At 60.4% G+C, this 24,819-nt stretch carries 21 protein-coding genes and 1 pseudogene; 18 read left to right on the top strand and 4 right to left on the bottom strand.

Annotated features, from left to right (window positions below):
* Positions 1 to 870, bottom strand: coding sequence for an ABC transporter permease (locus GSQ77_RS13460; protein WP_254067582.1), 870 nt, complete (start codon positions 868 to 870; stop codon positions 1 to 3).
* Complete coding sequence (locus GSQ77_RS13455) at positions 867 to 1,649, bottom strand: ABC transporter permease (RefSeq protein WP_254067581.1); 783 nt, start codon at positions 1,647 to 1,649, stop codon at positions 867 to 869. The genes GSQ77_RS13460 and GSQ77_RS13455 overlap by 4 nt, the downstream gene beginning before the upstream one ends.
* A gap of 180 nt (positions 1,650 to 1,829) precedes the next feature.
* Between GSQ77_RS13455 and GSQ77_RS13450 the strand changes: the two genes are divergently transcribed.
* The 10 genes from GSQ77_RS13450 to GSQ77_RS13405 all read left to right on the top strand — a co-directional run bounded on the left by GSQ77_RS13450 (position 1,830) and on the right by GSQ77_RS13405 (position 15,559).
* Positions 1,830 to 2,840, top strand: coding sequence for a LacI family DNA-binding transcriptional regulator (locus tag GSQ77_RS13450; protein WP_158902815.1), 1,011 nt, complete (start codon positions 1,830 to 1,832; stop codon positions 2,838 to 2,840).
* A gap of 93 nt (positions 2,841 to 2,933) precedes the next feature.
* Positions 2,934 to 3,446, top strand: coding sequence for a DUF1269 domain-containing protein (locus tag GSQ77_RS13445; RefSeq protein ID WP_158902813.1), 513 nt, complete (start codon positions 2,934 to 2,936; stop codon positions 3,444 to 3,446).
* A 349-nt stretch (positions 3,447 to 3,795) separates the two neighbouring features.
* Entirely contained in the window at positions 3,796 to 5,376 is a 1,581-nt protein-coding gene (locus GSQ77_RS13440) for an aldehyde dehydrogenase (NADP(+)) (RefSeq protein WP_158902811.1), read from the top strand.
* Positions 5,376 to 6,413 carry a LacI family DNA-binding transcriptional regulator gene (locus GSQ77_RS13435; protein ID WP_158902809.1) on the top strand — a complete coding sequence of 346 codons (1,038 nt, stop codon included), beginning with the start codon at positions 5,376 to 5,378 and terminating at the stop codon, positions 6,411 to 6,413. The genes GSQ77_RS13440 and GSQ77_RS13435 overlap by 1 nt, the downstream gene beginning before the upstream one ends.
* A gap of 246 nt (positions 6,414 to 6,659) precedes the next feature.
* Entirely contained in the window at positions 6,660 to 8,462 is a 1,803-nt protein-coding gene (gene araD, locus GSQ77_RS13430; protein WP_158902807.1) for an L-arabinonate dehydratase, read from the top strand.
* A 49-nt stretch (positions 8,463 to 8,511) separates the two neighbouring features.
* On the top strand, positions 8,512 to 9,258 hold the full coding sequence (locus tag GSQ77_RS13425) for a ribonuclease activity regulator RraA (protein WP_158902805.1): 747 nt from the start codon (positions 8,512 to 8,514) through the stop codon (positions 9,256 to 9,258).
* 134 nt (positions 9,259 to 9,392) lie between these two features.
* Entirely contained in the window at positions 9,393 to 10,646 is a 1,254-nt protein-coding gene (locus GSQ77_RS13420) for an MFS transporter (RefSeq protein ID WP_158903043.1), read from the top strand.
* 382 nt (positions 10,647 to 11,028) lie between these two features.
* On the top strand, positions 11,029 to 12,432 hold the full coding sequence (locus GSQ77_RS13415; protein ID WP_158902803.1) for a CHASE3 domain-containing protein: 1,404 nt from the start codon (positions 11,029 to 11,031) through the stop codon (positions 12,430 to 12,432).
* Between the two features lie 7 nt (positions 12,433 to 12,439).
* Positions 12,440 to 12,880: a response regulator gene (locus GSQ77_RS13410; protein ID WP_158902801.1), complete on the top strand. Its 441-nt coding sequence runs from the start codon at positions 12,440 to 12,442 to the stop codon at positions 12,878 to 12,880.
* 57 nt (positions 12,881 to 12,937) lie between these two features.
* On the top strand, positions 12,938 to 15,559 hold the full coding sequence (locus GSQ77_RS13405; RefSeq protein ID WP_158902799.1) for an EAL domain-containing protein: 2,622 nt from the start codon (positions 12,938 to 12,940) through the stop codon (positions 15,557 to 15,559).
* Between the two features lie 89 nt (positions 15,560 to 15,648).
* On the opposite strand, the gene GSQ77_RS13400 is transcribed toward GSQ77_RS13405, so the two are convergent.
* Complete coding sequence (locus GSQ77_RS13400) at positions 15,649 to 16,593, bottom strand: LysR family transcriptional regulator (protein ID WP_158902797.1); 945 nt, start codon at positions 16,591 to 16,593, stop codon at positions 15,649 to 15,651.
* Positions 16,594 to 16,736: 143 nt separating this feature from the next.
* Here GSQ77_RS13400 and GSQ77_RS13395 point away from each other — a divergent pair, with 143 nt between their 5' ends.
* The 7 genes and pseudogenes from GSQ77_RS13395 to GSQ77_RS13365 form a co-directional block, all read left to right on the top strand.
* Positions 16,737 to 17,873 carry a M20 family metallopeptidase gene (locus GSQ77_RS13395; RefSeq protein WP_158902795.1) on the top strand — a complete coding sequence of 379 codons (1,137 nt, stop codon included), beginning with the start codon at positions 16,737 to 16,739 and terminating at the stop codon, positions 17,871 to 17,873.
* Between the two features lie 73 nt (positions 17,874 to 17,946).
* Entirely contained in the window at positions 17,947 to 19,263 is a 1,317-nt protein-coding gene (locus GSQ77_RS13390) for an MFS transporter (protein WP_158902793.1), read from the top strand.
* Positions 19,264 to 19,296: 33 nt separating this feature from the next.
* Entirely contained in the window at positions 19,297 to 20,193 is an 897-nt protein-coding gene (locus GSQ77_RS13385; protein WP_158902791.1) for a polysaccharide deacetylase, read from the top strand.
* Positions 20,194 to 20,297: 104 nt separating this feature from the next.
* The gene (locus GSQ77_RS13380) at positions 20,298 to 21,410 is read left to right on the top strand and encodes a porin (RefSeq protein ID WP_158902789.1); all 1,113 of its coding nucleotides are present in this window, start codon (positions 20,298 to 20,300) and stop codon (positions 21,408 to 21,410) included.
* Positions 21,411 to 21,497: 87 nt separating this feature from the next.
* Positions 21,498 to 22,211: an aspartate/glutamate racemase family protein gene (locus tag GSQ77_RS13375; RefSeq protein ID WP_158902787.1), complete on the top strand. Its 714-nt coding sequence runs from the start codon at positions 21,498 to 21,500 to the stop codon at positions 22,209 to 22,211.
* A 174-nt stretch (positions 22,212 to 22,385) separates the two neighbouring features.
* Positions 22,386 to 23,198, top strand: a complete 813-nt coding sequence (locus GSQ77_RS13370; protein WP_216854890.1) for a transporter substrate-binding domain-containing protein — start codon at positions 22,386 to 22,388, stop codon at positions 23,196 to 23,198.
* Positions 23,199 to 23,211: 13 nt separating this feature from the next.
* Positions 23,212 to 23,415, top strand: a pseudogene (locus GSQ77_RS13365) (EamA/RhaT family transporter); the annotation flags it as partial.
* Here the strand turns inward: GSQ77_RS13365 and GSQ77_RS13360 are convergent.
* Positions 23,378 to 23,920 (bottom strand): hypothetical protein, encoded by a 543-nt coding sequence (locus GSQ77_RS13360; RefSeq protein ID WP_158902785.1) that lies wholly within the window; start codon positions 23,918 to 23,920, stop codon positions 23,378 to 23,380. The pseudogene GSQ77_RS13365 and the gene GSQ77_RS13360 overlap by 38 nt on opposite strands.
* A gap of 238 nt (positions 23,921 to 24,158) precedes the next feature.
* On the opposite strand from GSQ77_RS13360, the gene GSQ77_RS13355 reads away from it, so the two are divergent.
* The coding region (locus GSQ77_RS13355) for a TetR/AcrR family transcriptional regulator (protein ID WP_158902783.1) at positions 24,159 to 24,819 on the top strand (661 nt) is incomplete at its 3' end.

Here is a 24,819-nt window from a genome sequence, read left to right as displayed (position 1 = left end):
TCATCTTGTGCGGCGCCGATTGCGCATCGCCAGCGTTTCGATTTTTCGCAACAACAGGTCTATCGCCCCGCCCACAGCGCCAATCGCGATCATGCTACTCATGACGATGGCGGTATTGATGCTGCTCTGCGCCTGCACCATCATGTAGCCGATGCCGCTGGACGCGACGATCAGTTCAGCCCCGACCAAGGACATCCAGCCCAGACCCGCCGACACTCTGACGCCTGCCATGATTGAAGGCATCGCGGCGGGCAGCAGTACTTCCAGCACTATCATGCGGTTGGATGCGCCGAGCATGCGCGCGGCCTCCACCAGATAGGCATCGACAAACTTTGCGCCCCGATAAGCATTGACCACGCAAGGCGGAAACGCACCCGCGAAGATAATCAACACCGGACCGCCGATGCCAGTGCCGAACCAAAGCGCCGCAAATGGAACCCACGCGATAGGAGCAATGAATCGGAGTATTTCGAACAGTGGCGCGACGACGTAGTCGAGCCGGCGGAACCACCCCATCAACAGTCCCAGTGGCACGCCGAGTACGACGGCGAGACCGAAGCCCATCAAATAACGCTGCAGGCTGGACCACAGATGCTCTTGCAGCGTATAACCGGCAAACGGTTGATTTAGCAGTTGCACGAATTTTTCCGCAACGACAAGCGGCGTCGGCAAGAACTGCGGTGGTGCCACGCCGGTCGCCGCCGCTAGCCACCAGATGCCAAAAAACGTCGTGAGACCGGCAATGGAAAGGCTCCAGTATGCGAGTGCGCCGCGCACGTACGGATAATTATCGAGCACAGCCGCACGAGGACGCTTGGCGCTGGTGTGCGCCGGCGCGGTCTTGCGCCCCACGAGGTCGACGCTCTTCACAAGAAAGTCCTCCACGGCATCGCGCGTCTTTCCAGCCAGCCCAATGCCCATGTCATCAACCAGCCACAGAACGCCACGGCCAGCATCGCCACAAGGATCATCGACGGAAAGATGTCCAGCGAGCCTTGCGTCAACACATGGCCGAGTCCACGCACGGAGCCGATCAACTCACCGGCAACCAGCGTCGTCCACGCGGATTGCAGCGAAAGCCGCAAGCCGGTAAAAATCATCGGCAGCGCACCAGGAATCATGACCTCCCGCACAAATCGGCCGCGTTGCACACCGAGCATTTCCGCGGCTTCGATCAGTTGCGGTTGTATCGAGCGCACGCCGGCGAAACTGTTGATCACCACCGGCACGACCGCCGCCATCCATATCACCATGACTTTGGCTGCATCGCCCAACCCGAGCCACACGATCGCCAACGGTATCCACGCCAACGGCGGAATCGGCCGGATCAATGTAAACACAGGATTGAAAAATGCCTCGGCATAGCGCGAACGGCCCATCCACAAACCGAGCGGCATACCGATGACGGCGGCCGTCCCAAACCCGAGCATGACGAGCTTGATGCTCTGCACGATGTGCTGGTCGAGTCGTCCATCCGCGTAGCCCGTGGTGGTGATCTGCACGAGGGACGCCCAGGTCTCGGAAGGCGTGGGGAAAACGACGGGGTTGATCCAGCCCGTCAGACTCGTCGCCGCAAACCAGAGAAACAGCGCGCCGGCCAGCGTCATGACACTGACCCACGCGCGTGGAGAATAGCTAAGTACTCGCACCGGCCGGCCTCTTATCGATCGAATCAGAAGGTGTAGCGTATGTGTGACGATGTAACCGCTTTCATTCAAAGTATGGCATTATTTCCTAATGCTCAAGCTAGTGTTTACGCTAGGCGTGCCCTCGGCAGTACTTACCATTATGAAAACAGTGACATTGATGTTCCCTATACAAGGTGCGCAATGATTCCACGCTCGCGCATCCGAGATGTCGCCTCCCGCGCGGGTGTGTCCACTGCGACCGTCTCGCGGGCCCTCTCCAACCCCGCCCTCGTGCGTCCCGATACGCAGTTGCGCATACGCGAAGCGATTGCCGCGCTAGGTTATGTGCCTGACGGCTCGGCGCGTGCGCTCGCGTCGGGCCGAGCCCACACGATAGGCGCAGTGGTTCCGACTCTCGATAACGCGATCTTCGCGCGGGCCGTCCAGGGTCTGCAGACCACCTTGTCACAATCCGGCTATCAATTGCTGATTGCCGCACATGAATACAATCCGGCCGCCGAACAGGATCTGGTCCGGGCGCTGTTGGAACGCTCGATCGACGCCTTGCTTGTCGTAGGAACGGATCATGCGCCGCAAACCTGGGAATTGATCCACGCGAGCCGGGTGCCGCTGCTCGTGACGTGGTCGAAAACCGAACTGCAACCGTCGATCGGTTTCGATAACCACCTGATTGGTCGGCTCGCTGCCCTGCACTTGCTGGCCTTGGGCCATAAACGCATGGGCGTGATTTCTGGGCATTTTCTGCATAACGATCGGGCCCGAAATCGCGTCGAAGGGTTCCGCGAGGTGCTTCACCAAAATGGGTGTCAGTTGCCCGAAGGGTACGTTCTCGAACAGCCCTTCGGCTTCGAGGGCGGCCACGCCGGGCTCAAAGCGTTGCTAAGCCTGGACCCGCGGCCGACTGCCGTTTTTTGCGGCAACGACGCACTCGCTCTGGGCTGCTTGTTCGAGGCGCGTGCCATGGGCGTCGACGTGCCCGGCGAGTTGTCCATCGTCGGCTGCGACAATCTACCGATCTCGTCGCAAGTCACGCCTAGCCTCACCACCATACATTTGCCCACGCATGAGCTTGGCCAGCGTGCCGCAATGGTCCTGTTGCAATGGCTTGCTACCGGCGCGCCGCCGCAAAGCGAGTGCTTGCCGATCGAGCTGGTCGTGCGCGGCACCAGCGCCCCGCCGAAAAAAACGTAGCGGCAACCGCGCGACAAATCGAAGCGCGCGCCTTGCTAATTGACAGAGATGGCGTAGGCTACTACTTGGGCGATTGTCCCCAGCGAGGTCATCATGAAACGCCGACTCTATTTTTTGCTTCCCGACGCAACGAGTGCGCATCAGACGTTGGACGAGTTGTTGCTTGCACGTGTCAACGAAAAGCGTATGCGATTTTGGGCGAACGACGACACGCATCTGAAGGATGTCCCCGAGGCTGGTTTTCTCGATAAAACGGACCTGATACACGGCTCCGAGGTTGGCATGCTGCTCGGCGCGGCACTGGGGCTGCTCGGGGGCGTGCTGATGCTGCTGTATCCGCCCCGCGGCTTCGAGCTGCGCACCGAGACCATCTTGATGACCGCTCTGGCCGGCGCACTATTCGGCGCCTGGGTATCAGGCATGGCCGGCGCGGCGATTCCCAATTCGCGACTCAAGGCGTTCGTGGCCGAAGTCGAGAATGGCGGCGTGTTGTTGATCGTCGACCTGCCGTTGCGCCGGACCAAGGAAATCGAGGAGCTGATCACCAAACGCCACCCCGAAATCCGGTTTTGCGGCGTGGAACCGCATATTCCGGCGTTCCCATAAGTTCGACACAGACGAGGCTTCATTGAATCGGCCGATGGGCGGATAGTTGAAAAAAACACCGCCCATTGCTGCTTTTCGGCCTCGCCTCAGCCGTCTCAGCTCGGTTCCGCTCGGTTCAGCCCGATGCTCGGCTTGCAGCGCGGCTACGCCCCGGATCCCGCCCTAGCCTCGTTCTTATTCCGCCACTTGATCTCGCCTCTTCCCAGGTAGGCAGCCCCCCCTGCAAAGCGCCGTTCCCGGGCCCGTCACGCCACGGTTAGTGACAAAAATCGGTGGTAACGCTACCATCCTCATCTTTGAACCGGGGCTATTCAGCAGAATCGTCTCACCACCGCCCCCAAGGAAAATCATGCAAATTACCGGCGACATACTGATAGACGGCGCAGCGCTGCGCGGCACAGGCAAAACGCTGCGCGCGTTCAATCCCAATTCCGGCAGCGAAATCGCTGAACCCGAATTTGCCAGCGCCAGCGACGAAGTGGTCGCGCGTGCTTGCGAATTGGCTCGCGCCGCATCCGACACGTACCGCCACGCCCCGCTTGAAACCCGTGCGAAATTCCTCGAAGCCATCGCCACCGGCATCCTCGCGCTCGGCGATACACTGATCGAACGCGCTCAGGCCGAAAGCGGTTTGCCCAAGGGCCGGCTGGAAGGCGAGCGCGGCCGCACCGTCGGCCAATTGCGCCTGTTTGCCTCGCTGGCGCGCGAAGGCCGCTGGCTGGACGCCACGATAGACCCGGCTTTGCCCGCACGTCAGCCGTTGCCGCGTTCCGACCTGCGCATGCAGAAAATCGCGCTTGGGCCCGTGGCCGTATTCGGCGCCAGCAACTTCCCGCTCGCGTTCTCGGTAGCCGGCGGCGACACTGCCGCTGCACTGGCCGCCGGTTGCCCGGTGGTGGTCAAATCGCATTCGGCGCACTTGGGCACATCGGAACTCGTCGGTCGCGTGATTCAACAGGCGGCGGCCGATTGCGGCTTGCCGGCTGGCGTATTCTCGCTGCTGGTCGACGCGGGATTTGCGGTGGGCTCCGCCTTGGTGGCCCACGACGCGATCAAGGCAGTCGGCTTCACCGGCTCGCGCAACGGCGGTTTGGCGCTGATGCGCATTGCCGCTGGCCGCGCGGAACCAATTCCCGTGTATGCGGAAATGAGCAGCATCAACCCAGTGTTTGCGTTGCCGGCGGCACTCGCAGCACGCGGTGCCGCTATGGCGCGCGCCTATGTCGATTCGCTGGTGCTGGGCGCGGGACAGTTCTGTACCAACCCGGGCCTGTTGATCGCGCTGGACAGCGAGCCCTTGAGCCAGTTCATCGAGGCGGCCAAAGCGGCTGTCGGTGAAAAACCGTCGCAGACCATGTTGACGGCGGGCATCCAGACCGCTTACCAGGAAGGCGTCGCGCGCCTGAGCAAGGAAGCGGGTGCTGCGGCCGCGCAAGGCGTAGCCGCGAGCGGCCCGGTGCAAGCACGCCCGGCGCTGTTTGTCGTCGATGCGCCGACTTTCCTGAGCAAACCCGGGCTGCATAACGAAGTGTTCGGGCCGGTATCGATCGTGATCCGCTGCGCAAACGAAGCGCAGATGTTGAGCGTGGCCGAGCATCTCGAAGGCCAGTTGACCGCAACCTTGCAACTGGATGCGCAAGATACAGCGCTGGCGCGCTCGTTGTTGCCGATTCTGGAACGCAAGGTCGGCCGCATTCTGGCCAATGGCTATCCGACCGGTGTCGAAGTGTGTCATGCGATGGTGCATGGCGGCCCCTTCCCGGCCACCTCCGATAGCCGCGTCACGTCGGTGGGCTCGACTTCGATCGAACGCTTCCTGCGGCCCGTGTGCTATCAGGACTTGCCTGCCGCTTTGCTGCCCGAAGCGTTGCAGGACGGTAATCCGCTCGGTGTGTGGCGGCTCGTGGACGGCCAATTGGGACACGCCTGATGAAGGCTGCCGCGCAAAAGCCGCTGGGCAAATCGCGCGGCGGTATCAAGGGCGTGCGCATCACCGACGTGGCAGCCGCTGCCGGCGTGTCTGCCATTACGGTGTCGCGCGTTTTCAATCAGCCTGAAACCGTCGCGCCCGATACGCTCGCCCGCGTGCGCGGCGTGGTTGCCCAACTGGGCTATGTACCGAACCGCCTCGCGGGTGGCCTGTCTTCGTCTCGCTCGCGGCTGGTGGCCGCGATCGTGCCGACCATCGCTCATTCGCTGTTCTCCGAAAGCATCCAGGCGTTCAGCGATGCGATGGCACGCGCAGGCTACGAGGTCATGCTCGGGCTGAGCGGCTATAGCGACGTCAACGAAGACCAGCTACTTGACGCGATGCTCAGCCGACGCCCCGAGGGCGTACTGTTGACGGGCGTCACGCATACGTCGGGCCTGCGTACGCGGCTATCCAATATCGGCATTCCGATTATCGAAACCTGGGATCTGACGGCGGACCCGATCGACATGCTGGTCGGGTTCTCGCACCGCAAGGTCGGTTCAGCGGTGGCGGACGCGTTTATCCGCTCGGGTCGGCGTCATCCCGCGTTAATTTCAGCCAATGACACGCGCGCGCAAGCTCGGCGTGCGGGCTTTATCGAAAGACTGAAACAACACTTCGGTCCAGGCGTGAGCGTGCCGGAAATCCTGGGGACACCGCCAAGTTCGGTGAGCGCTGGCAAATCCGCGTTGACCCGTTTGTTGGACATGGCCCCCGAGGTCGACGCGGTGTTCTGTGGTTCAGACTTGCTCGCGTTGGGCGTCGCTCGACAAGCCCCGGCGCTCGGTCGCACCGTGCCGGGCGAACTCGCGGTGTGCGGTTTTGGCGACCTTGAATTCGCGTCCGAGATGGAACCAGCGCTGACCACGGTCCGCGTAGACGGCAAACGGATTGGCGAGAGCGCCGCGCGCGCACTCATCGCACGCTTGGCCGGTGAAGGTAGCTTGCCAGTTCTCGATGTCGGCTTTTCCCTCATCGAGCGCGGCACCACTTGAGCGCGCTCTATCTTGCAGTCTTCGAACTCCCCGTGCCCTCGCTTGTGCCCTCGCTTGTGCCCTCGCTTGTGCCCTCGCTTGTGCCCTCATTTACGCCTCGGTTTGCGTCCGGGTTTGCGTCCGGGTTTGCGTCCGGGTTTGCGTCTCCAAGCGGCGCAATCTAGTCATTTTCCCTAATTACCGACGGATGGATGTTAACGATACCATCCACCGCTCCGGTGCTGTCCGGCTTCTTTTCAGGCCCAGATGGTAACGTTACCAAATTCCCAACATTTTGAGGATATTCAATTGAGCTCCAACCGGAAGACCCCCGAACAGCTTCGTAGCTATCGCTGGTATGGCGTAAACGACCTGCGCTCGTTCGGCCACCGTTCGCGCACCGCGCAAATGGGCTACGCCTCGCAGGAATACCTGGGCAAACCGGTCATCGCGATCGTCAACACCTGGAGCGAAATCAATTCCTGCCATACGCATTTCAAGCAGCGCGTGGAAGAAGTCAAACGCGGCATCTGGCAAGCAGGCGGCTTTCCCGTCGAAATGCCGGTGATGACGCTGGCCGAGCCGTTTCAGAAGCCGACCACGATGCTGTATCGCAATTTCCTGGCCATGGAAACCGAGGAGCTGTTGCGCTCCTACCCTTTCGACGGCTGCGTGCTCATGGGTGGCTGCGACAAGACCACGCCGGGCCTGTTGATGGGCGCGATCAGCATGGATCTGCCTGCGATCTACCTGCCTGCCGGCCCGATGCTCAGCGGCAACTGGAACGGCCGCACGCTCGGTAGCGGCTCCGACACGTGGAAGTACTGGGCCGAATTGCGCGCCGGCAATCTCACCGAAACCGAATGGAAAGGCATCGAAAACGGTATCGCGCGCTCGCCTGGCCACTGCATGACGATGGGCACCGCCTCCACCATGACCAGTGCAACCGAAGCGCTGGGCCTCACGCTGCCCGGCTTCTCATCGATTCCGGCCGCCGATTCGCGGCACGCGCAGTTTGCCGCGCTCACCGGGCAGCGCATCGTCGAGATGGTTTGGCAAGATATGAAGCCGTCGGACCTGCTCAGCGCGGCGTCGTTCGATAACGCCGTGACGACAGTGCTCGCGATGTCGGGCTCGACCAACGCCGTTGTGCATTTGATCGCCGTGGCGCGACGCGCCGGCATTCCGCTGACGATGGCGCGCTTTGACGAGTTGGCGCGCAAGACGCCGGTGCTGGGCAACATCCGCCCTGCCGGCAGCTACCTGATGGAAGACTTTTTCTACGCCGGCGGCTTGCCGGCATTACTGGCCGAACTCGGCGAATTGATCGACGGCAGCCGGCCCACCGTGAACGGCAAATCGCTGGGCGAAAATATCGAGGGCGCGCAGATCTTCAACGACGACGTGATCCGCCGCCGCGCCAATCCGCTGGTGCCCAGTGGCGGCCTCGCCGTGCTTAGCGGCAATCTCGCCCCGGACGGCGCAGTCATCAAACCGGCCGCGATGGAACAGCACTTGCTCAAGCATCGCGGCCCCGCCGTGGTGTTCAAGGACTACAACGACATGGCCGAGCGCATCGATAGCGACGCGCTGAACGTCACGGTCGAATCGGTCATCGTGCTGCAACACGCGGGCCCAGTCGGCGCACCGGGTATGCCAGAGTGGGGCCAATTGCCGATTCCGCAGAAGCTGCTCAAGCAAGGCGTGCGCGACATGGTGCGGATCTCCGACGCGCGCATGAGCGGCACCAGTTACGGTGCGTGCGTGCTGCACGTAGCGCCCGAATCGTTTGTCGGCGGCCCGTTGGCGCTGGTACGCGACGGCGACTTCATCGAACTCGACGTGCCGAATCGGCGCTTGCATCTCGATGTGAGCCCCGAGGAACTGGCGACGCGCCGTGCTGCATGGGTCGCACCGAAACCGCGCTTCGAGCGCGGCTACGGCGTGATGCATCAGATCCACGTTACACAGGCCAACCACGGCTGCGACTTCGACTTCCTCGAAGAGCCTGCGATCGAGCAAGGCGCCGGTGCGATCGAGGGCCCGCAATCCGAACCCGAGATCCACTAAGCGTCGCCCGAGCACGCGACTTTTAATCACGACATTCAAGGTAATTACGATGACCTCATCTTCTGGCTCGTCTTCTGACGAAATCAGCGCGAAAGCGCTGCAGCAACTGCGCCACGTCAGCACGGCCACGCTGACGACACAACTCTTCAAGCGAGGCCTGCGCAATGTGTTCCTGCAAGGCGTGAAGCCTTTGACGCCGCCGGCTGCCGGCACGCCCAACCTGGTCGGCCCGGCCTTCACGATGCGCAACATTCCGGCGCGCGAAGACATCGACCACCTCGGCGTATTCCAGGACCCCAATCACCCGCAGCGCAAGGGCGTGGAAACCGCCCCGGCCGGCAGCGTGATCGTGCAGGACTGCCGCGGCGAACGCTCGGTCGGCTCGCTCGGGTCTATCCTGGCGGCACGTCTGCGCGCACGTGAAGTCGCGGGGATGGTCTCGGACGGCCCGGTGCGCGACGCCGCGACGATCGCGGCCACGGGCTTGCCGGTGTTCTGCGCAGGCGCCAGCGCTCCGCTCAATCTCGTACGCCATCACACGGTCGACCTGAACCTGCCGATCGCGTGCGGTGGCGTGGCGGTGTATCCGGGCGACATTATCGTGGGCGACTCGGATGGTGTGGTCGTGGTGCCGCGTCACTTGGCCGAAGAGGTGGCCGCCGCCGCCGAAGAGCAAGAGCAACTGGAAGCCTATGTGACGCTGCGCATTGAAGCCGGCGGTGCACTGCCGGGCCTGTATCCGCCCAACGAACAAACGCTCGCCGATTACGCGACATGGAAGGCCGAGCGGAGCTAGCACTGTTCGTTGCCAATATAAAAAGCAACATATAAAACAACGTCCTCGGCGACACGACCGAGGCGTGACCAGGAGACATTGTGGATACCCCTGTCAACGAACAACGTCTGATCAATCGGCTAGCACTGCGGCTGATGCCGCTGCTGGGCTTACTCTATCTGGTGGCGTACATCGACCGCTCGAACATCAGCTTCGCGAAGCTGCAGATGCTCGACAGCCTCGGCATGAGCGAAGTGACCTATGGGCTGGGCGCGTCGCTATTCTTTATCGGCTACCTGCTGTTCGAGGTGCCGAGCAACGTGATGCTGCACCGCTACGGCGCGCCGCGCTGGATCGCCCGCATCATGCTGACCTGGGGCGTGGTCACGGTGCTGCTGGCCTACACGCAAAACGCGACGATGTTCTATGTGCTGCGTTTCTTGCTCGGGGCATCGGAAGCCGGCCTGTATCCCGGCGTGATCTATTACCTGACGCTGTGGTTCCCGCACCAGCACCGCGTGCGCATGCTGGGCTACTTTACCGTGGGCAGCAGCCTGGGCAACATGGTGGGCGCACCGATCTGCGGCTATCTGCTCGATAAGGCCGGGCTGTTCGGCATGCAGGGCTGGCAGTTGGTATTTCTGATTACCGGAATCCCCTCCATTCTGCTGACCGTGGTGGTGTTGCGGTACTTGCCGCACTCGCCGATGCACGCCAAGTTTCTTTCGCTTGCCGAAAAGAACTGGCTGACCGCGAAGATCGACGAAAGCAAACCGAAGGTCTCGCCGGGCGACGAGGGCAGCGCGTTTCGTGTGCTCGCCAACCCGCGCGTGTTGTGGATGTCGTTCTTCTACATGATGCTGTCTATGTCGGTGTACGGCGTGAGCTACTGGCTGCCCACGCTCGTGAAGGGCTTCGGCGTGACCAACACCGTCAATGGGTTGATCAATATCGCGCCGTGGCTGCTCGCGACCATCGCGCTGGTGTTCTTGCCGCGACATCTGCAAAAGGGCAACCGCACACTGGTCGCGATGCTGACGGCTGCGCTGATCGGCATGGCGTGCTTCCTGGGCAGCGTCCTGCTGCCCACCAACACGCTGCGCTTCATTGCCCTGTGTTTTGGCGCGCCCTGCATGTATCTGCTATTGCCCTGCTTCTGGACGCTACCGCCAAAATTCCTGTCCGGTGCGCGCGCCGCAGCCGGGATTGCCGCGATCAATTCGCTGGGCAATGTGGGCGGCTTCGTTGCGCAAAATATCGTGCCGTGGGCGCGTCAAATCAGCGGCAGCACGCGGGTGCCGATGATGGTTCCGGCCACCTGCCTGCTGATTTTCGCGGTAATCACCTTATTGATTATGCGTCGTGAACGGCTCACGCATAAGAAACCACTGGAGCCGGCGCTGTCTTGATCCGCGCTTTGAACCGTGCGCTTCATCTGCGGTTTTGACCGGCGCTTTTGAGCCAATATATTTGAGTCGATATACAGAGCGGCCCCGTTGGAGTCGGGACATTTGAACCCGGTTATATTGTGGGCCGCCTATTTTCGATGCGGCACATTTTGAAATTGGCGCGTGATAAAACAATAAAGCGTCAATTCCATATAAACCCGTACGCTTAGTATCCACGGGTCCTGCCTGTTTCTTTTTGCCCACTTCCTGTGGCTATTAGTGTTAGGTTGTCGCGTTTCCTTAATAAGTCGCGACGAAATTATTACCCTTTTAAATGCGAATACCTATGATAGTATTTCCGGCATAAATAGACTAACTAACTAGCCGCTACCTGGTGAGGCCGATGAAGTCGATCGTATCGTCTAGTCATCAATTCTGGCAATCCAAAATACCGCTATTCGGTATAGTCACCGCGCTGGTGGCGCTGGCCGTCATCACGGGCTTCTCGCTCACCAGCATCGACGTCTTTCAAGATCGTGCCCACTGGGTCGATCACACCTATCAAGTCCGCTCCAATCTGGAAGAAACGCTCTCGGTATTGAGAGACGCGCGAACCGCTGCACGCGGCTTCGTCATCTCCGGCCAACCGACACTGCTGACGGCGTACGCCGCCTCCAAAAACCTTGTGCCGGCCCGAATCAAATCGGCACGAGCCTTGCTTCAGGACGACCCGGAGCAATTGCGTAATATCACGACGCTCGAAGCCATGATCGCGACGGTATTTTCCGATCTCGAAGCGGAAATCCAACTGCGCAAGGAAAGCACCGACCCTGATCAAGCCATTGCCTACGTCGCCTCCAGTCAGGCGCGCGCCATCCTCGACGGCGTGCGAACGGAGATCACGGTGATGGAAGACGTCGAGAAAGGTTTGCTTGCGCAACGCTCCAGCGAGGCAGCGCAGGTTGCGCATCAAACCAAACTCCTGATCGTGTTCGGCACCGCAGTGGCATTCCTGATGTTGGTGGGTGCCTTCTGGCTGCTATTACGTGAAAGTCGTCAACGGCAGTCGGCCGACAAAACCGTGCTCGAAATGAATAAAGCGCTCGTTCAACACGCAAGTCAGTTGGAAGCCACCAATAAGGAACTCGAAAGCTTTAGCTATTCTGTATCGCACGACTTGCGTATCCCCTTGCGCGCCATCTCCGGCTATGCACGCATGTTGCAGGAAGACTGTGCCGACAAGCTCGATGCCGAGGCGCTGCGCCTGCTCAAGGTGATACGCGACAACAGCAAGCGCATGGGCGAGCTGATCGACGATCTGCTGACCTTCTCCAGGCTCGGCCGCAAACCGATCGCCGCGGCCGAGATCGATATGAAAGGCGTGGTCGATCACATCATCGAAGAGGTTAGACGCAGGACCGAGCACGACCACGTCGACATCGTGGTCGATACGCTGCCGCCGACCTGGGGCGACCGGTCTCTATTGCAACAGGTATGGACCAACCTGATCTCCAACGCCATCAAGTACAGCGGCAAACGGGACCAGCCCGTGGTCCGCATCTCAGGAGAAAACCAGGGAACCGAGACCGTCTATTCGATCAGCGACAACGGCGTGGGTTTCGACATGCAGTACTACAACAAATTGTTCGGCGTATTTCAACGCTTGCATAGTGCCGATGAATTTCCCGGCACGGGCGTCGGTCTGGCGATCGTGCATCGCATCGTCGTGCGACTCGGAGGCCGCGTCTGGGCCGAGAGCACGATAGACGAAGGCGCTACGTTCTTCTTCGCGTTTCCACAAAAATGAGGAAAAGATGGCTGAGTACATCCAAGTCGATATCTTGCTGGTCGAAGATACCCCCACCGACGCCGAGATGGCGATCCGGGCGTTGCGTACACGAGGTCTGGCGAACAACCTGATTTGGGTCAAGGATGGCCGCGAGGCGCTCGATTTTCTATTCTACGAAGGCAGCTTCAGCACCCGTGAAAAAAGCATGCCACGGTTGATCCTGCTCGACCTCAAGATGCCCAAAGTCGACGGTATCGAGGTACTGCGCCGTATCAAACAGGATCCGGAATTGAGCCTCGTGCCGGTCGTGATGCTGACGTCGTCGGCCGAAGAGCGCGACATCGTGGACACTTACCGTCTCGGCGCCAACAGCTATATCGTCAAGCCCGTCGACTTCGAGCAGTTCGACCAGGTAGTCAGCGACGCCGGGCTCTACTGGATGTTGGTCAACAAGCTGAGTCATTGATGAGCCATCACTGATGAACCGCAGGATGACGCGTAGCGTGCTTTACCGGAGTCGAGCGTGGGCGAACCGATCAGAATAATTATCGTCGAGGACATGGCCACCGATGCTGAACTGGCCGTGCGCGAGCTGCGCCGCAGCGGCATGAGTGTGGAAGCCCGGCGCGTCGAGACCAGTGAGGATTTCCTGGCTGAACTCCAGACGTTCAAACCGGATGTGGTGCTGTCCGACTTTACCTTGCCGAAGTTCGACGGGTTATCCGCATTGGCGCTTTCACACCGGCACTATCCAGAATTGCCGTTTATCTTCGTGTCGGGCACGATCGGCGACCAGACCGCGATCGACGCGTTGAAAGGGGGCGCCTCCGACTATGTCCTCAAATCGAACCTGGTGCGCCTGGGCCCCGCCGTGCGCCGCGCGGTCAATGACGTCAGTGTGCGAGTCGCGCGCCGCCAGGCCGAGTTGCGCTTTCGCGACCTGATCGAATTCGCGCCCGACGCCATGGTTGTGGTCAACGAGCACGGCCGCATCGAGATCGTCAACGAGCAGGTCGAGCTGCTGTTCGGTTACGAGCGCAGCGAAATCATCGGCGCACCCAGCGAAATGCTGATTCCGCTGCGCTTTCGGCAATGGCACGACTTGATGGTCGGCGACGACAAGAGCTTGGCGGAACCGGGGCGTCGCCCGTCTGGGTTCGAGATCTGCGGCCAACGCAAGGACGGCACCGAGTTTCCGGCTGAAGTCAGTTTGAGTCCGCTGAAGACGGAAACCGGACTGTGGGTGTCGAGCGTGATCCGCGACATCTCGCAGCGCAAGGCGCAGGAAGAGCAACTCGCTCGGCTCAGCCGCATACACACGGTAGTCAGCGGCATCAATATGGCGATCGTGCGGATTCGCGACCGCCAACAATTTCTTGATGAAGCCTGCCGCATCGCCGTCGAGAACGGCCCTTTTGCTGCCGCCTGGGTCGGCATGCTCGATCCTGCCACGCGCGAGGTCGCGCCACAGGCATGGGCAGGCGTGCAGCACGCGGGCCTGCAGGCAATCCGGTTCAATCTCGACAAGGAGATTGCGCAAGGACGCGGCGTCGCGGCCACCGCCCTGAGGACCAAGCTCAGCGCACTGTCGAACGACCTGCTCGATGACGAGCCGCCGTCGCCTTGGCACGACTTCTCTCTCGCGCAAGGTTATCGCTCGTTATTCGTAGTGCCACTGCTTGTCGAGGACAGTATCATCGGCGTGCTCTGCTTTTGCGCGACTCGCGTCGACGTATTCAATGACGAGGAACAGCGGCTGCTGACTGAACTGGGCGAAGATATCTCGTTCGCGCTGGACCATTTCGACAAGGACGAACAACTCAACTACCTCGCCTATTACGATCCTCTGACCGGCCTGCCCAACCGCGCGCTGTTCCAGGACCGGCTCGGTCAGTTGATCTTGCAGGAGACAGGCTTCGGGCAGCGGCAAATTGCGATCGTGCTGATCGACCTGGAGCGATTCAGGAATATCAACGCTACGTTGGGACGCAGCGCAGGAGACGAACTGCTGCGCGAGGTGGCAAACCGCATCCAGGGCACCATCCTGGACCCCGGTTACCTGGCGCGCATCAATGCCGACTGCTTCGCCATGGTCGTGAAGGACTGCTGGAGCATTGCCGAGGTCACCAACCTGCTCGAACGCAACCTCACCGCCTGCCTGGCTACACCGGTGAAGTTGGTGGACAAGGACATACGCATTTCCGTGAGGGCCGGCATCGCGCTCTTTCCGTCGGATGGCACCGATGTCGATACGCTATTGCGTAATGCCGAAGCCGCGTTGAAGGATGCCAAGACGTGGAAAGCGCGCTACCGCTTCTACACGGCCGAGATGAACGCGCAGGTCGCCGAGAAACTCTCGATCGAGAACCGCCTGCGACGCGCATTGAACGAGGAGCAATTCGTTCTCCACTACCAGCCCAAGATCGACCTCGCGAGTGGCGAGATCGTCGGACTCGAAGCGCTGATCCGATGGAATGAGCCTGGCGTTGGCCTCGTGGCACCGGGCCAATTTATCCACGTGCTGGAGGAAACGGGATTCATCGTGGACGTTGGCAACTGGGTGATCGCCCGCGTGCACGAACAGTACCGCGAGTGGGTTTCGCGCGGCATCGATCCGCCACGGATCGCCGTGAACGTCTCGCAACTGCAAATCCGTCAACGGCATTTCGTCAGCAACTTCCTGCGTACCCTGGACTGGGTGCAGAACGAAGGCATGGACATCGAGATCGAGATCGAGATTACCGAAAGCCTCTTCATGGAAGACATGGCTGAAAATATCGCGAAACTTGCCGAGCTTCGCGCCATGGGTATTACGGTAGCGATCGACGATTTTGGCACCGGTTATTCGTCGCTGAGCAACATCATGCATCTGCCGGTCGACGTATTGAAGATCGACCGTTCTTTCATCCAGGGCATGGCGACCAGCTCGGTACATCTGGCCATCGTGTCGACGCTGATCTCGCTGGCGCACTCGCTCGAACTGAAGGTGGTCGCCGAAGGTGTGGAGACGGAGGAACAATCGCGCCTGCTTACCCTGCTGCGATGCGATCAAATCCAGGGGTATATCTTCAGCCCCGGGCTACCGCCCGAGCTGATCGAGGACAAGCTTCCACGGCGTGTACGGGCGCAGCGTCGTTCTTTGTGATCTTGCAGCGCCTGAGATCTTCAGGCGCTAAACCTGAGCCTGAACCTGAGCATTCAATCGCAGCGTCAAGCCCGGCGCAAGCGCGGGCCTCAAACCCGCGCATCGGTACTGCCAAAACTCGTCGCCCATCCCGACGAAATCTCCGTTGCGCATTCGGCGACCAACCCTTGAAACCATTGATTCCCCGCGTCCGTGAGTGCTTCGGAATGTGAAAGGATCGATAAATCGAGCGTCGGCAGCGGAAAAACACAGGGCCGGATTACGATGTCGCTGGTCTTCGCAGCGACCTCGGCAATGCTGCGCGGCAGCGTTGCGATGTACTGAGTCTGCTCGACGATATGCGCCGCGGAAACATAGCTTGGCATGACGATCGCGACGCGGCGCTTGATCCGGTGCGCGGCCAAGGCCTGCTCCAGCGTCGCGCTATAGGCCACATTTTCCGATGCGATCGCGATATGCGGATACGTGGTGTACGCGAGCGCATCGAATGCGTCCAAAGCCGGATGGCTCTTGGCGATGATGCATACCGCCTGCTCCTCCAGAATCGCGCGACGCGTCAACTGCGGCGGCACACTACGGTAATAACCGATACCCAGATCCACTTGCTGTTGCTCGACCAGTTGCATTCCGCGATAGGGGTTGGACGGAATCACCTTGAGCGTTACCCCGGGCGCTCGGCGCGCGAGCCGCCGGGCCAGCAAGGGAAGAAACAGATACTGGGTGTAATCGGACGCAAGGATGGTGAACCCGCGCTCAGAGCTGCCCGCATCGAACGCATCCTTGCCGGCAATTAGCAGATTCCACTGCTTCAACAACGGCGCAAATTGTTCTTGCAACGATGTTGCGTAGGCCGTCGGCGTCAATTCGCGCCCCGAACGCACGAACAACGGGTGGTCCGCCATCGCGCGAAGCCGGCGGATTGCCGCGCTCACCGCCGGTTGGCTCACGCCCATGATTTCCGCGACACGTGTCGCGCTGCCGTGCTTGACCAGCAAGTCCAAATACGTCAGAAGGTTTAGATCGTTGTGCTTCATCGGGGTCCCGGGCCTGCGCGTGCATGCACGCATCGTGACCGATGAAAACATAAATAGAATTTATACGGAAGTTATTTTTGAACGCATTGTTCGCATACGAGACTCCCTGAATAATCAACGCATTCGATTCAGGACGGTTCTCCATGAAGTCTCTTCGCGACCCCGCCACACTTGCCGACGTGCTTGAAGACATCGGCCGCTGGGTACGTCATGAATCACCCTCGCATGACGCCCGCGCCGTCGAAGGCTTGCAGGACATCATCGCTGAGCAAGCGCTGAATGCGGGCCTCGGCGTTCGTCGAATCCCCTTGGGGCAAGGTTGCGCACCGGTCCTGGTCGTGTCGAATCGCGCACTGGACGATGAGCGTGAAGGCATCCTGGTCCTCACTCATGTCGATACGGTGCACCCGCACGGCACGCTCGCGCGCACGCCCTATCGCATCGAGGACGACCGCGTGTACGGCCCGGGCGGCTACGACATGAAGGGTGGCGCCTATCTAGCGCTGCGCGCGCTCGCAACCACCCTGAATGGATCGGGCACGCAACTGCCGGTAGAAATATTGTTTATTCCTGACGAGGAAATAAGCAGCAAGTTCTCACGAGAAACAACCACCGAGTTTGGCAAGCGTGCACGTTACGCGCTGGTTTGCGAACCGGCGCGCAATGGCGGCAAATGCGTGACTTGCAGAAAAGGCGTGGGGCGCGCGACGATCACGGTCACTGGGCGCGCCGCCCATGCCGGCATCGACCACGCTCGGGGACGCAACGCGATCGCCGAAATGGCGCACCACATTATCGACCTCGAGGCGCTGACTGACTACGCGGCGCAGACCACGGTCAATGTCGGCGTCATTGCCGGAGGCACCGGCGCCAACGTGGTGCCCGACACCTGCACGCTCCAGGTGGATTTTCGTGTCGCGAGCGCAGATGCCGGACAGTCCGTGCTGACTGCAATGCGAGGCTTGCGCAGCAGAAATCCGGACGTGTCCGTCAAAGTGGACGCCGTGGTGACCCGGCCACCGTACGAGAAGAGCCGGCAAACCGCCGCCCTTCTCGACATCGCCCGCTTGCATGCCAGACAAGCGGGTTTCGAACTAGAAGATGTTCCCCTGACAGGGGGTGGCAGCGATGGCAACTTCACCGCCGCGCTTGGCGTGCCTACGCTTGATGGGCTCGGTGTCGATGGCAGTGGCGCTCACACGCTCAATGAGTTTTTCCTGGCATCGAGCGTCATGCCGCGCCTGGATTTCTGGACACGTCTGCTCGCTGAGCTTGAGTGAGCGCGGGATGTTCCGCTCCCCGCTCCCAACCTCTTTTTTTCCCACTTTTTAGCGCCCTCACGAGAACGCGTACATGAACGAGAACTCTCTTTCGCCGCAGCGACCTGCCGATGCGGCGCTCGACGTCCGCATCTCGAAGCCGGAAAAAAAGGCGGCCCTACACGCCGTGTTTGCCGCGGCGATCGGCAATATCCTCGAGTGGTACGACTTTTCGGTCTATGCATTTGTCGCACCGATCCTCGCGCGCCATTATTTTCCGAAGGGCGACGGTTTGACAGCGTTGCTCGGCACGTTCGCCATCTTCGGTGTCGGCTTCCTGATGCGCCCGCTCGGCGGCCTGTGGTTCGGGCACATGGCCAATACCCGAGGGCGCAAGGGTGCATTAACGATGACCATCATTCTGATGGCGTTCAGTACGATCGCGATCGGTGTGATTCCATCCTATGAGGACATCGGCATTGCCGCTTCGATCTTGATGTTGCTTGCGCGTCTCTTGCAGGGGTTCAGCGCCGGCGGCGAATGGGGCAGCGCAAACGCGTTCCTCGTCGAATGGGCGCCCGACGGCCGACGCGGCGTCTACGCAAGCTTTGCACAGGTCACGACAGTCGGAGGCACGTTGCTGGGCTCGGCGGTAGCCGCCTCGTTTAGCAGTGCGCTGTCTGGCGCGAGCTTCGAGAGCTGGGGATGGCGCATCCCGTTCCTGATCGGCGGCCTGATTGGTCCAATCGGCTTTTATATGCGCCGAAATGTGGTTGAGAATGCAACCCTGCGCGCCACCCTTGAGCACCCCTCGCCGCATCGCGAACCGCAGTTGAAAAAGATCATGCAGGCAATCGGCTTTACCGTGGTCTGGGTGGTCTCGCACTACATCCTGCTTCACTACATGCCCACCTACCTGGTCCGGTATTCGCATCTTTCGCGCAGCCAGGCTTTGTGGTCCGACAGCATAGGCTTGCTGGTGTTGATCGTCTGTATCCCGTTCACCGGAGCGCTGTCCGATCGCATCGGCCGCAAGCCGCTGCTGATCGCCTGCTGCCTGATGCTGATCGTACTGCCCTATCCGCTGGTGCATGTGCTGCTCTCGGGAGCTTCGTTCGGTGCGGTGATCGCCGTGCAGGTCGTGTTCGGCATCGTGCTGTCCGCGTATTCGGGACCGGCGCCGGCCGCGATTGCGGAAATATTCTCAACGCGTAATCGCTCGGTGGGCATGTCGGTGGGCTACAGCATCGGTGTGGCGATCTTCGGTGGCTTCGCGCCGTTTGTGGCCACCTTGCTGATCGAACAAACGCATTCGCCGATATCGCCTGTGTTTTGTGTCATCGCGGCCGCAGTCGTCTCGATGCTCACGTTGGCGAGCTTGCCCGAGACCGGACTCAAGCGTCTGCGGTAACGAATTTTACAAACCTAACAGAAGGACTCTTTGATGACCGCATCTGCAGTACAACCATGGCAATGGACGGACGAACACTGGCAGGGGCTCGTACATCGAGTCAGAGCGGGACGCTCGCTGCGGCCACGTTCGTGGAAAGGGGGCGCTCGCTGCGCGGTCGCGATTTCGTTCGATTCGGACCATGAAACCAGCGAACTTCGCGAGGGAGGCCGCTCGATCGGTCGCCTGTGCGCCGGCCACTACGGCAGCCGCGTCGGGATGCCGCGCATCATCGAGGTGCTGGAGCGTTACTCTACCCCAGCGACTTTTTTTGTGCCGGCCGTCTCGGCAAGCCTGCACCCTGAAGAACAGCGGCAACTGACCGATGCGGGACATGAAATTGCGCTGCATGGCTGGATCCATGAACTGAATTCGACGCTGCCCTATGCTGCCGAACGCGAACTGTTCCTGCGCGCGAGCGACACGCTCACCAAGATTTGCGGCCAACGTCCGGTCGGCGTACGAACGCCGTCATGGGATTTTAGCGACCACACGCTAGACATCATCGTCGAAATGGATTTGCTGTATGACTCGTCGCTGATGTCGGACGACGACTGCCATGAGCTCGACCGAGCTGGTGTGCCCACGGGGATCGTGGAAATACCGGTGGAATGGATACGCGACGACTCTCCCTATCTGGCGATGAATCGCTTTGCCTCGCTGCGGCCCTACACCTCACCGGAAACCGTGCTGGACATATTCATCCGCGAATTCGAGCGCGCCTATGCCGATGGCGGGTTGTTCCAACTGACGCTACATCCGCACATCATCGGTCACCGTTCGAGGATCTGGATCCTCGAGGAAATTATCAAAGCAGCCTCCAGTTTTCCGGGCGTGTGGTTTGCGAGACATCAGGACGTGGCGCACTGGGTCAAGACGCATTCCGCTTGAATCGAAAACGAAATCGACGATAAAGAAACATCCTCGCATCTTCGGCTTCAGTACAAGTCAATATTTTATTTATATATAGTCGTACTAATTATAAGGTGAATATTATGAAGGCCGCCAGATTCAGCACGTATGCCCGGGCGGGCACCCTATTCTTGGGTTGCGCCACGCTCTGCGCCCACGCGCAAAGCAGCGTCACCTTATACGGTCTTCTCGATACCGGGGTCGAGTACTTGACCAACGCGAACAAGACCAATAAAACGTTGATTCAGTCGTCATCGGGCAACATCCAGGCATCACGCTGGGGCATCAAAGGTGTCGAGGATATCGGCGGCGGGTACGCCACGACCTTCACGTTGGAGGCCGGTATCAGCCCCAGCAACGGCACGTTGGCGCTCAACGGACGCGAATACGGGCGGCAAGCGACCGTGGGCTTTCGCGGAAATGGCAACGAACTATGGGTAGGCCGGGAATACAACCCGATGTACCAGATGGGGAACCTGTTCGACCCGGCCTCCTATGGCTTGTATTCGCTGCCGACACAGGATCCGGGTGTGTCGGCCCGGGGCGACAATGCGATCCGCTATCAACGTATCATCGGCCAGTTCACTGTGGACGCATTCTATAGCCTCGGCTACGACACGCTCGGGGCGCCGGTCGGCGGCGTGTCGGGCGCGTCGAGCCAATCCAAGGACTTGGCATTTGCGGTGCACTACGCCGGCCCGGCGATCGGCTACGAGTTCCTGTACGACAATTTGCATGGCCCGCTAGCCGCAGCCGGCACGGGCTTGACCGCGATCGACACCGCGCTGACGGCACAGCCGTCCACGACCGCAGACCGGGCACAGCGCTATATCGCCACCGGCAGCTATAGGTTCGACAGAACCACCCTCTACGCCGGCTATCGTCTTCTGAAGGTCAACTACGCCGGCAGTTCCATCAATGCCAACCTCTTCTGGACTGGTTTCCGGCAACAAGTTTCCACGCAATGGGTTTTGGTCGGAGCGCTTTACCAGACCGTGGTACCGGGCAAAGATGTCAAGCCATTCAGCTCCGTAGTGGAGGTGAAGTATTTGTTATCCAAAAGCACGTTCCTATATGCGAACGGCAGCTATGTGAAGAATTCGGCAAATAGCACTCTCGCGGTAGACTCCGGCGGAAATACCCTGCCGGGTCAGAATCAGCTTGGCGTCGAGTTAGGCATATTTCACGCATTCTGAAGCGCTGATGCATACTGGCGTTTGCGCTGGCCTGTTTGGCTATCGCTTGGTATGTGTTTGCGACCGAAAGAATGGATAGTTAACTGAATGAAACCTTTGATTGGAATCCTGGGCGGCATGGGGCCACTGGCAACAGTGGATCTGATGGAAAAAATTATCGAGGAAACGGTCGCTTCGCGTGATCAGGATCACGTGCCCGTGGTCGCCTGGAACGTGCCGCAAATTCCCGATCGACAACAGGCGCTGGCGGCCACAGGTGTATCGCCACTGCCGGCCATGCTAGAAGGCATCGCTCAACTGAACGCGGTAGGCGCCACGCGCATCGTCATCGCGTGCAATACCGCGCACTTCTGGTTCGATGCGTTGAGTGCTGCCAGTGCGGCGACTATCATTCATATCGCCGACGCAACACTGGATGTCCTGACGCAATCCGCCTCCCACGATGGCCCTGTCGGTTTGATCGCGACACGCGGCACGCTCGAAGCAGGGTTGTATCAAGCCCGCTTCGAAGCCCATGGCATGCGCACGCTGGGCAATACCGACGATGAAATGGACGCGCTGTTCACGCCTGGGTGTTATGCGATCAAGCGAGGCGAATTTGACGTCGGCGGTCGCTTGCTGGACGCTGCGGCCCAACGCTTGGTCGATAGAGGCGCGACCAAACTTGTGCTCGCTTGCACGGAGGTCCCGATTGGACTTAAGCGCATCGCCTCGGCACTGCTGCCGATAGCGGTGGATCCGAACCGCGCGCTCGCGCGCGCGTGTGTCGCGTACTGGTTGCAAGCGGGTCATGACGCGTGAAGTAAAGCGACCCCAAAGCGCAGTCCGAGCCGACCCGATAGCGATGGCCTGCGTGCAAGTTTGCTCGTGTAGTATCTGAGCAGCGAGGAGCCTGGGTCGGCGAACGAAGCCGCCAATTATCCGACCAGAAAAAAAATCGCGCCGCCTGGCGTACAAAATGGATAAGGAACTGCGATGAAGAAACCCGTTACGCGTGTAGTTGCGAGTGCCGTTACGATGATCAGCCTGCTGGGCGTCACGAGTTTGTGCGTCGCAGCAGCCCCTCTGAAAGAGATAGCGCCGACGGGAACCTTGAGAGTCGGCGTGGTCGAAGCCCCCGATGCTGGCACGTTCTTCGTCGCGAAGGATCCTACGACCCATGCGGTTCATGGCGTCACGGTCGATCTTGGCGCGGACCTTGCACACGAGCTTGGCGTTCCTGTGACCTATGTGGTGTTTCCGAATTCGGGCGCATGCACTGAAGCCACCCACTCCGGCGCGGTCGATGTCGCGTTCATGCCTGTCGATGCGTTGCGACGCCAGCAGGTTGTCTTTGGACCCGCCTATTACCAGGTGGAAAGTACCTACTTGGTCTCGGGCCAATCGAAGATCACCGATCTGGCTGGCGTAGACCAACCCGGCGTGCGCGTGGTCGGCATTTCCAATACCACGACGATCCGTGCCTCGGCGCGTACGCTGCACCATACGGTGCCCAAACCGATCGATTCGGTCCAGGCGGCGGTTGAGGCTATGCGCTCGGGTCAAGCCGATGCGCTCGCCCTGGGGCGGGACACGCTCAAACCGATCATGGCGCAACTGCCGGGTTCACGCATCGTGCCCGGCGGGTTTCAGCAAACCAGTATTTCGATCGCCGTTCCTCCAGGTCGTCCTGCAGCCCTGGCTTACGTCAGCACGTTCCTGGAACACGCCAAAACTTCGGGCGCGGTGCGTCGCGCGTTCGACGCGGCAGGTCTGCAGGATGAACCGATCGCCGCTGCAAGCCAATAAGCGCCGTCCATTCTGGGTTCGATTGGTACAAACGCTGGGCTCGATAGGAACGACAGCGCAGGCCTATCTTCGCGTGCCCATCAGCGTTGCAATCGAGGTGGTTTTTCTTGATGAATCGCTATCGGCGACGGCCTGGATCGGACTGGCCTGCGTGGTCGCGGGCGTTGCCGCCATGACGATCAAGTCGCCTGTGCGCGCTGCGGATACCATGCGGTGAATTTCACCGCCGCGTATAGCGCCACGATGGTCGCCACGATTCCGACCGAATGCGGCAGTGTAGTTGCGTAGGTCATCACCAGATCCGCGATCACCATCGCTGCGAACGCGGCGGCCCACACCGTCGTGATCACGTAGTTGACATGCACGAACCGCGGGGTTTGCCACAAATCGCGCGCAACCTCCTCCTTCGCATATTGCAGTGTGAACGGACGACGCAGCGCGATGGACGCCAGAACGATGATCAACAAGCCGGCGTCCACGCGTAACCTCACCGCTGCGATCGACCAGTTCGCGTCGGTCATGAACGCATAGACCGTGAGACCGCCAAACAGAATCACGGTGCCCACTTCCAATATCTTCACGGTGCGCCCCGGCGTAAGCCAATCGCGCAACAACATGCCCGCCGAGACGACAGCGCCGGCGGCAAGACCGGCCGATACGCCGAACAATCGTTCCACGATCACGAAGACGATAAACGGTGCGAACGCCAATAAGATTCCCATCTTTCACTCCCTCGCTTCCTTGTTATGCCCGCGCGCGACGCTCAATCTGCAGCCGCGATCCTGTCGCTGTGAAAACCGTCGGGCACCCGATACGGCGTTCACCATTTTTCTCAGTCAATCTTTACGATGGAAAGATTTTGACTTAAGGACAAAACTTCGTCAACATATTTTTACACTGGAAACATTCAAACGAGCATGCCACGATATCTCTCAAGACTTCCCGGCTGCCGGACCCTATATGACGCAATCCGTAATCCCCAAGCCGGTCAGCCGCAAACCCCGCGGCACTGGCGTCGCCGTTGCCAGCCGTCCGTATCACCATGGCTCGCTGCCCTCCGCGTTGCTCGAAGCGGCTGAGCGAGTCTTGCGGCGCGACGGACTGCCGGGCCTGACACTGCGAGCCATCGCCCGCGAAGCCGGCGTTTCCCATACCGCGCCTAAACACCATTTTGGCGACACCGCGGCCATATTCAGCGAGCTGGCCGCGATCGGCCACTTGCGGCTGGCGGCCGAAATGGCTGAGCGCGCGCGCGGCGTCGAACCGGCCAAAGCGCGTCGCAAGGCCATCGCGATGGGCTATGTCGATTTCGGGCGCAAGAATCCGGACCTGTTCCGGTTGATGTCGCGCAATGAGCTGCTCGACTTCAAAAAACCCTCGCTGGCCGAGGCCCTCCAAGTGTCTTCATCGGCGCTCGCGGGCGTGTTCGGCCAGAAGGCCGCAAGCAGCGAGCCTCGCGATGCCGACGCCTTTTCGGCATTGAGCGCACCACACGCTGTCGCGATTACTGCGGCGTGGGCTTATGTGCACGGCCTCACGGCGTTGCTGGTGGATAATCGCCTGGAGCGTATCGCGCAAGCCACCGGCACGTTTAGCGATACCTACGCGTTGGTGGAGGCTG

Origin of the sequence: Burkholderia sp. L27(2015) (assembly GCF_009765705.1) — a bacterium.
GTDB lineage: Bacteria > Pseudomonadota > Gammaproteobacteria > Burkholderiales > Burkholderiaceae > LMUX01.
Note: the sequence above shows the minus strand (reverse complement) of the source record. Positions and strands in the feature narration are given on the sequence as shown.

Coding starts and splice junctions, on each gene's coding strand:
- GSQ77_RS13450 (WP_158902815.1), top strand. CDS start 1,830: ATGATTCCACGCTCGCGCATCCGAGATGTCGCCTCCCGCGCGGGTGTG.
- GSQ77_RS13445 (WP_158902813.1), top strand. CDS start 2,934: ATGAAACGCCGACTCTATTTTTTGCTTCCCGACGCAACGAGTGCGCAT.
- GSQ77_RS13440 (WP_158902811.1), top strand. CDS start 3,796: ATGCAAATTACCGGCGACATACTGATAGACGGCGCAGCGCTGCGCGGC.
- GSQ77_RS13435 (WP_158902809.1), top strand. CDS start 5,376: ATGAAGGCTGCCGCGCAAAAGCCGCTGGGCAAATCGCGCGGCGGTATC.
- araD (WP_158902807.1), top strand. CDS start 6,660: ATGGTAACGTTACCAAATTCCCAACATTTTGAGGATATTCAATTGAGC.
- GSQ77_RS13425 (WP_158902805.1), top strand. CDS start 8,512: ATGACCTCATCTTCTGGCTCGTCTTCTGACGAAATCAGCGCGAAAGCG.
- GSQ77_RS13420 (WP_158903043.1), top strand. CDS start 9,393: ATGCCGCTGCTGGGCTTACTCTATCTGGTGGCGTACATCGACCGCTCG.
- GSQ77_RS13415 (WP_158902803.1), top strand. CDS start 11,029: ATGAAGTCGATCGTATCGTCTAGTCATCAATTCTGGCAATCCAAAATA.
- GSQ77_RS13410 (WP_158902801.1), top strand. CDS start 12,440: ATGGCTGAGTACATCCAAGTCGATATCTTGCTGGTCGAAGATACCCCC.
- GSQ77_RS13400 (WP_158902797.1), bottom strand. CDS start 16,593: ATGAAGCACAACGATCTAAACCTTCTGACGTATTTGGACTTGCTGGTC.
- GSQ77_RS13395 (WP_158902795.1), top strand. CDS start 16,737: ATGAAGTCTCTTCGCGACCCCGCCACACTTGCCGACGTGCTTGAAGAC.
- GSQ77_RS13390 (WP_158902793.1), top strand. CDS start 17,947: ATGAACGAGAACTCTCTTTCGCCGCAGCGACCTGCCGATGCGGCGCTC.
- GSQ77_RS13385 (WP_158902791.1), top strand. CDS start 19,297: ATGACCGCATCTGCAGTACAACCATGGCAATGGACGGACGAACACTGG.
- GSQ77_RS13380 (WP_158902789.1), top strand. CDS start 20,298: ATGAAGGCCGCCAGATTCAGCACGTATGCCCGGGCGGGCACCCTATTC.
- GSQ77_RS13375 (WP_158902787.1), top strand. CDS start 21,498: ATGAAACCTTTGATTGGAATCCTGGGCGGCATGGGGCCACTGGCAACA.
- GSQ77_RS13370 (WP_216854890.1), top strand. CDS start 22,386: ATGAAGAAACCCGTTACGCGTGTAGTTGCGAGTGCCGTTACGATGATC.
- GSQ77_RS13360 (WP_158902785.1), bottom strand. CDS start 23,920: ATGGGAATCTTATTGGCGTTCGCACCGTTTATCGTCTTCGTGATCGTG.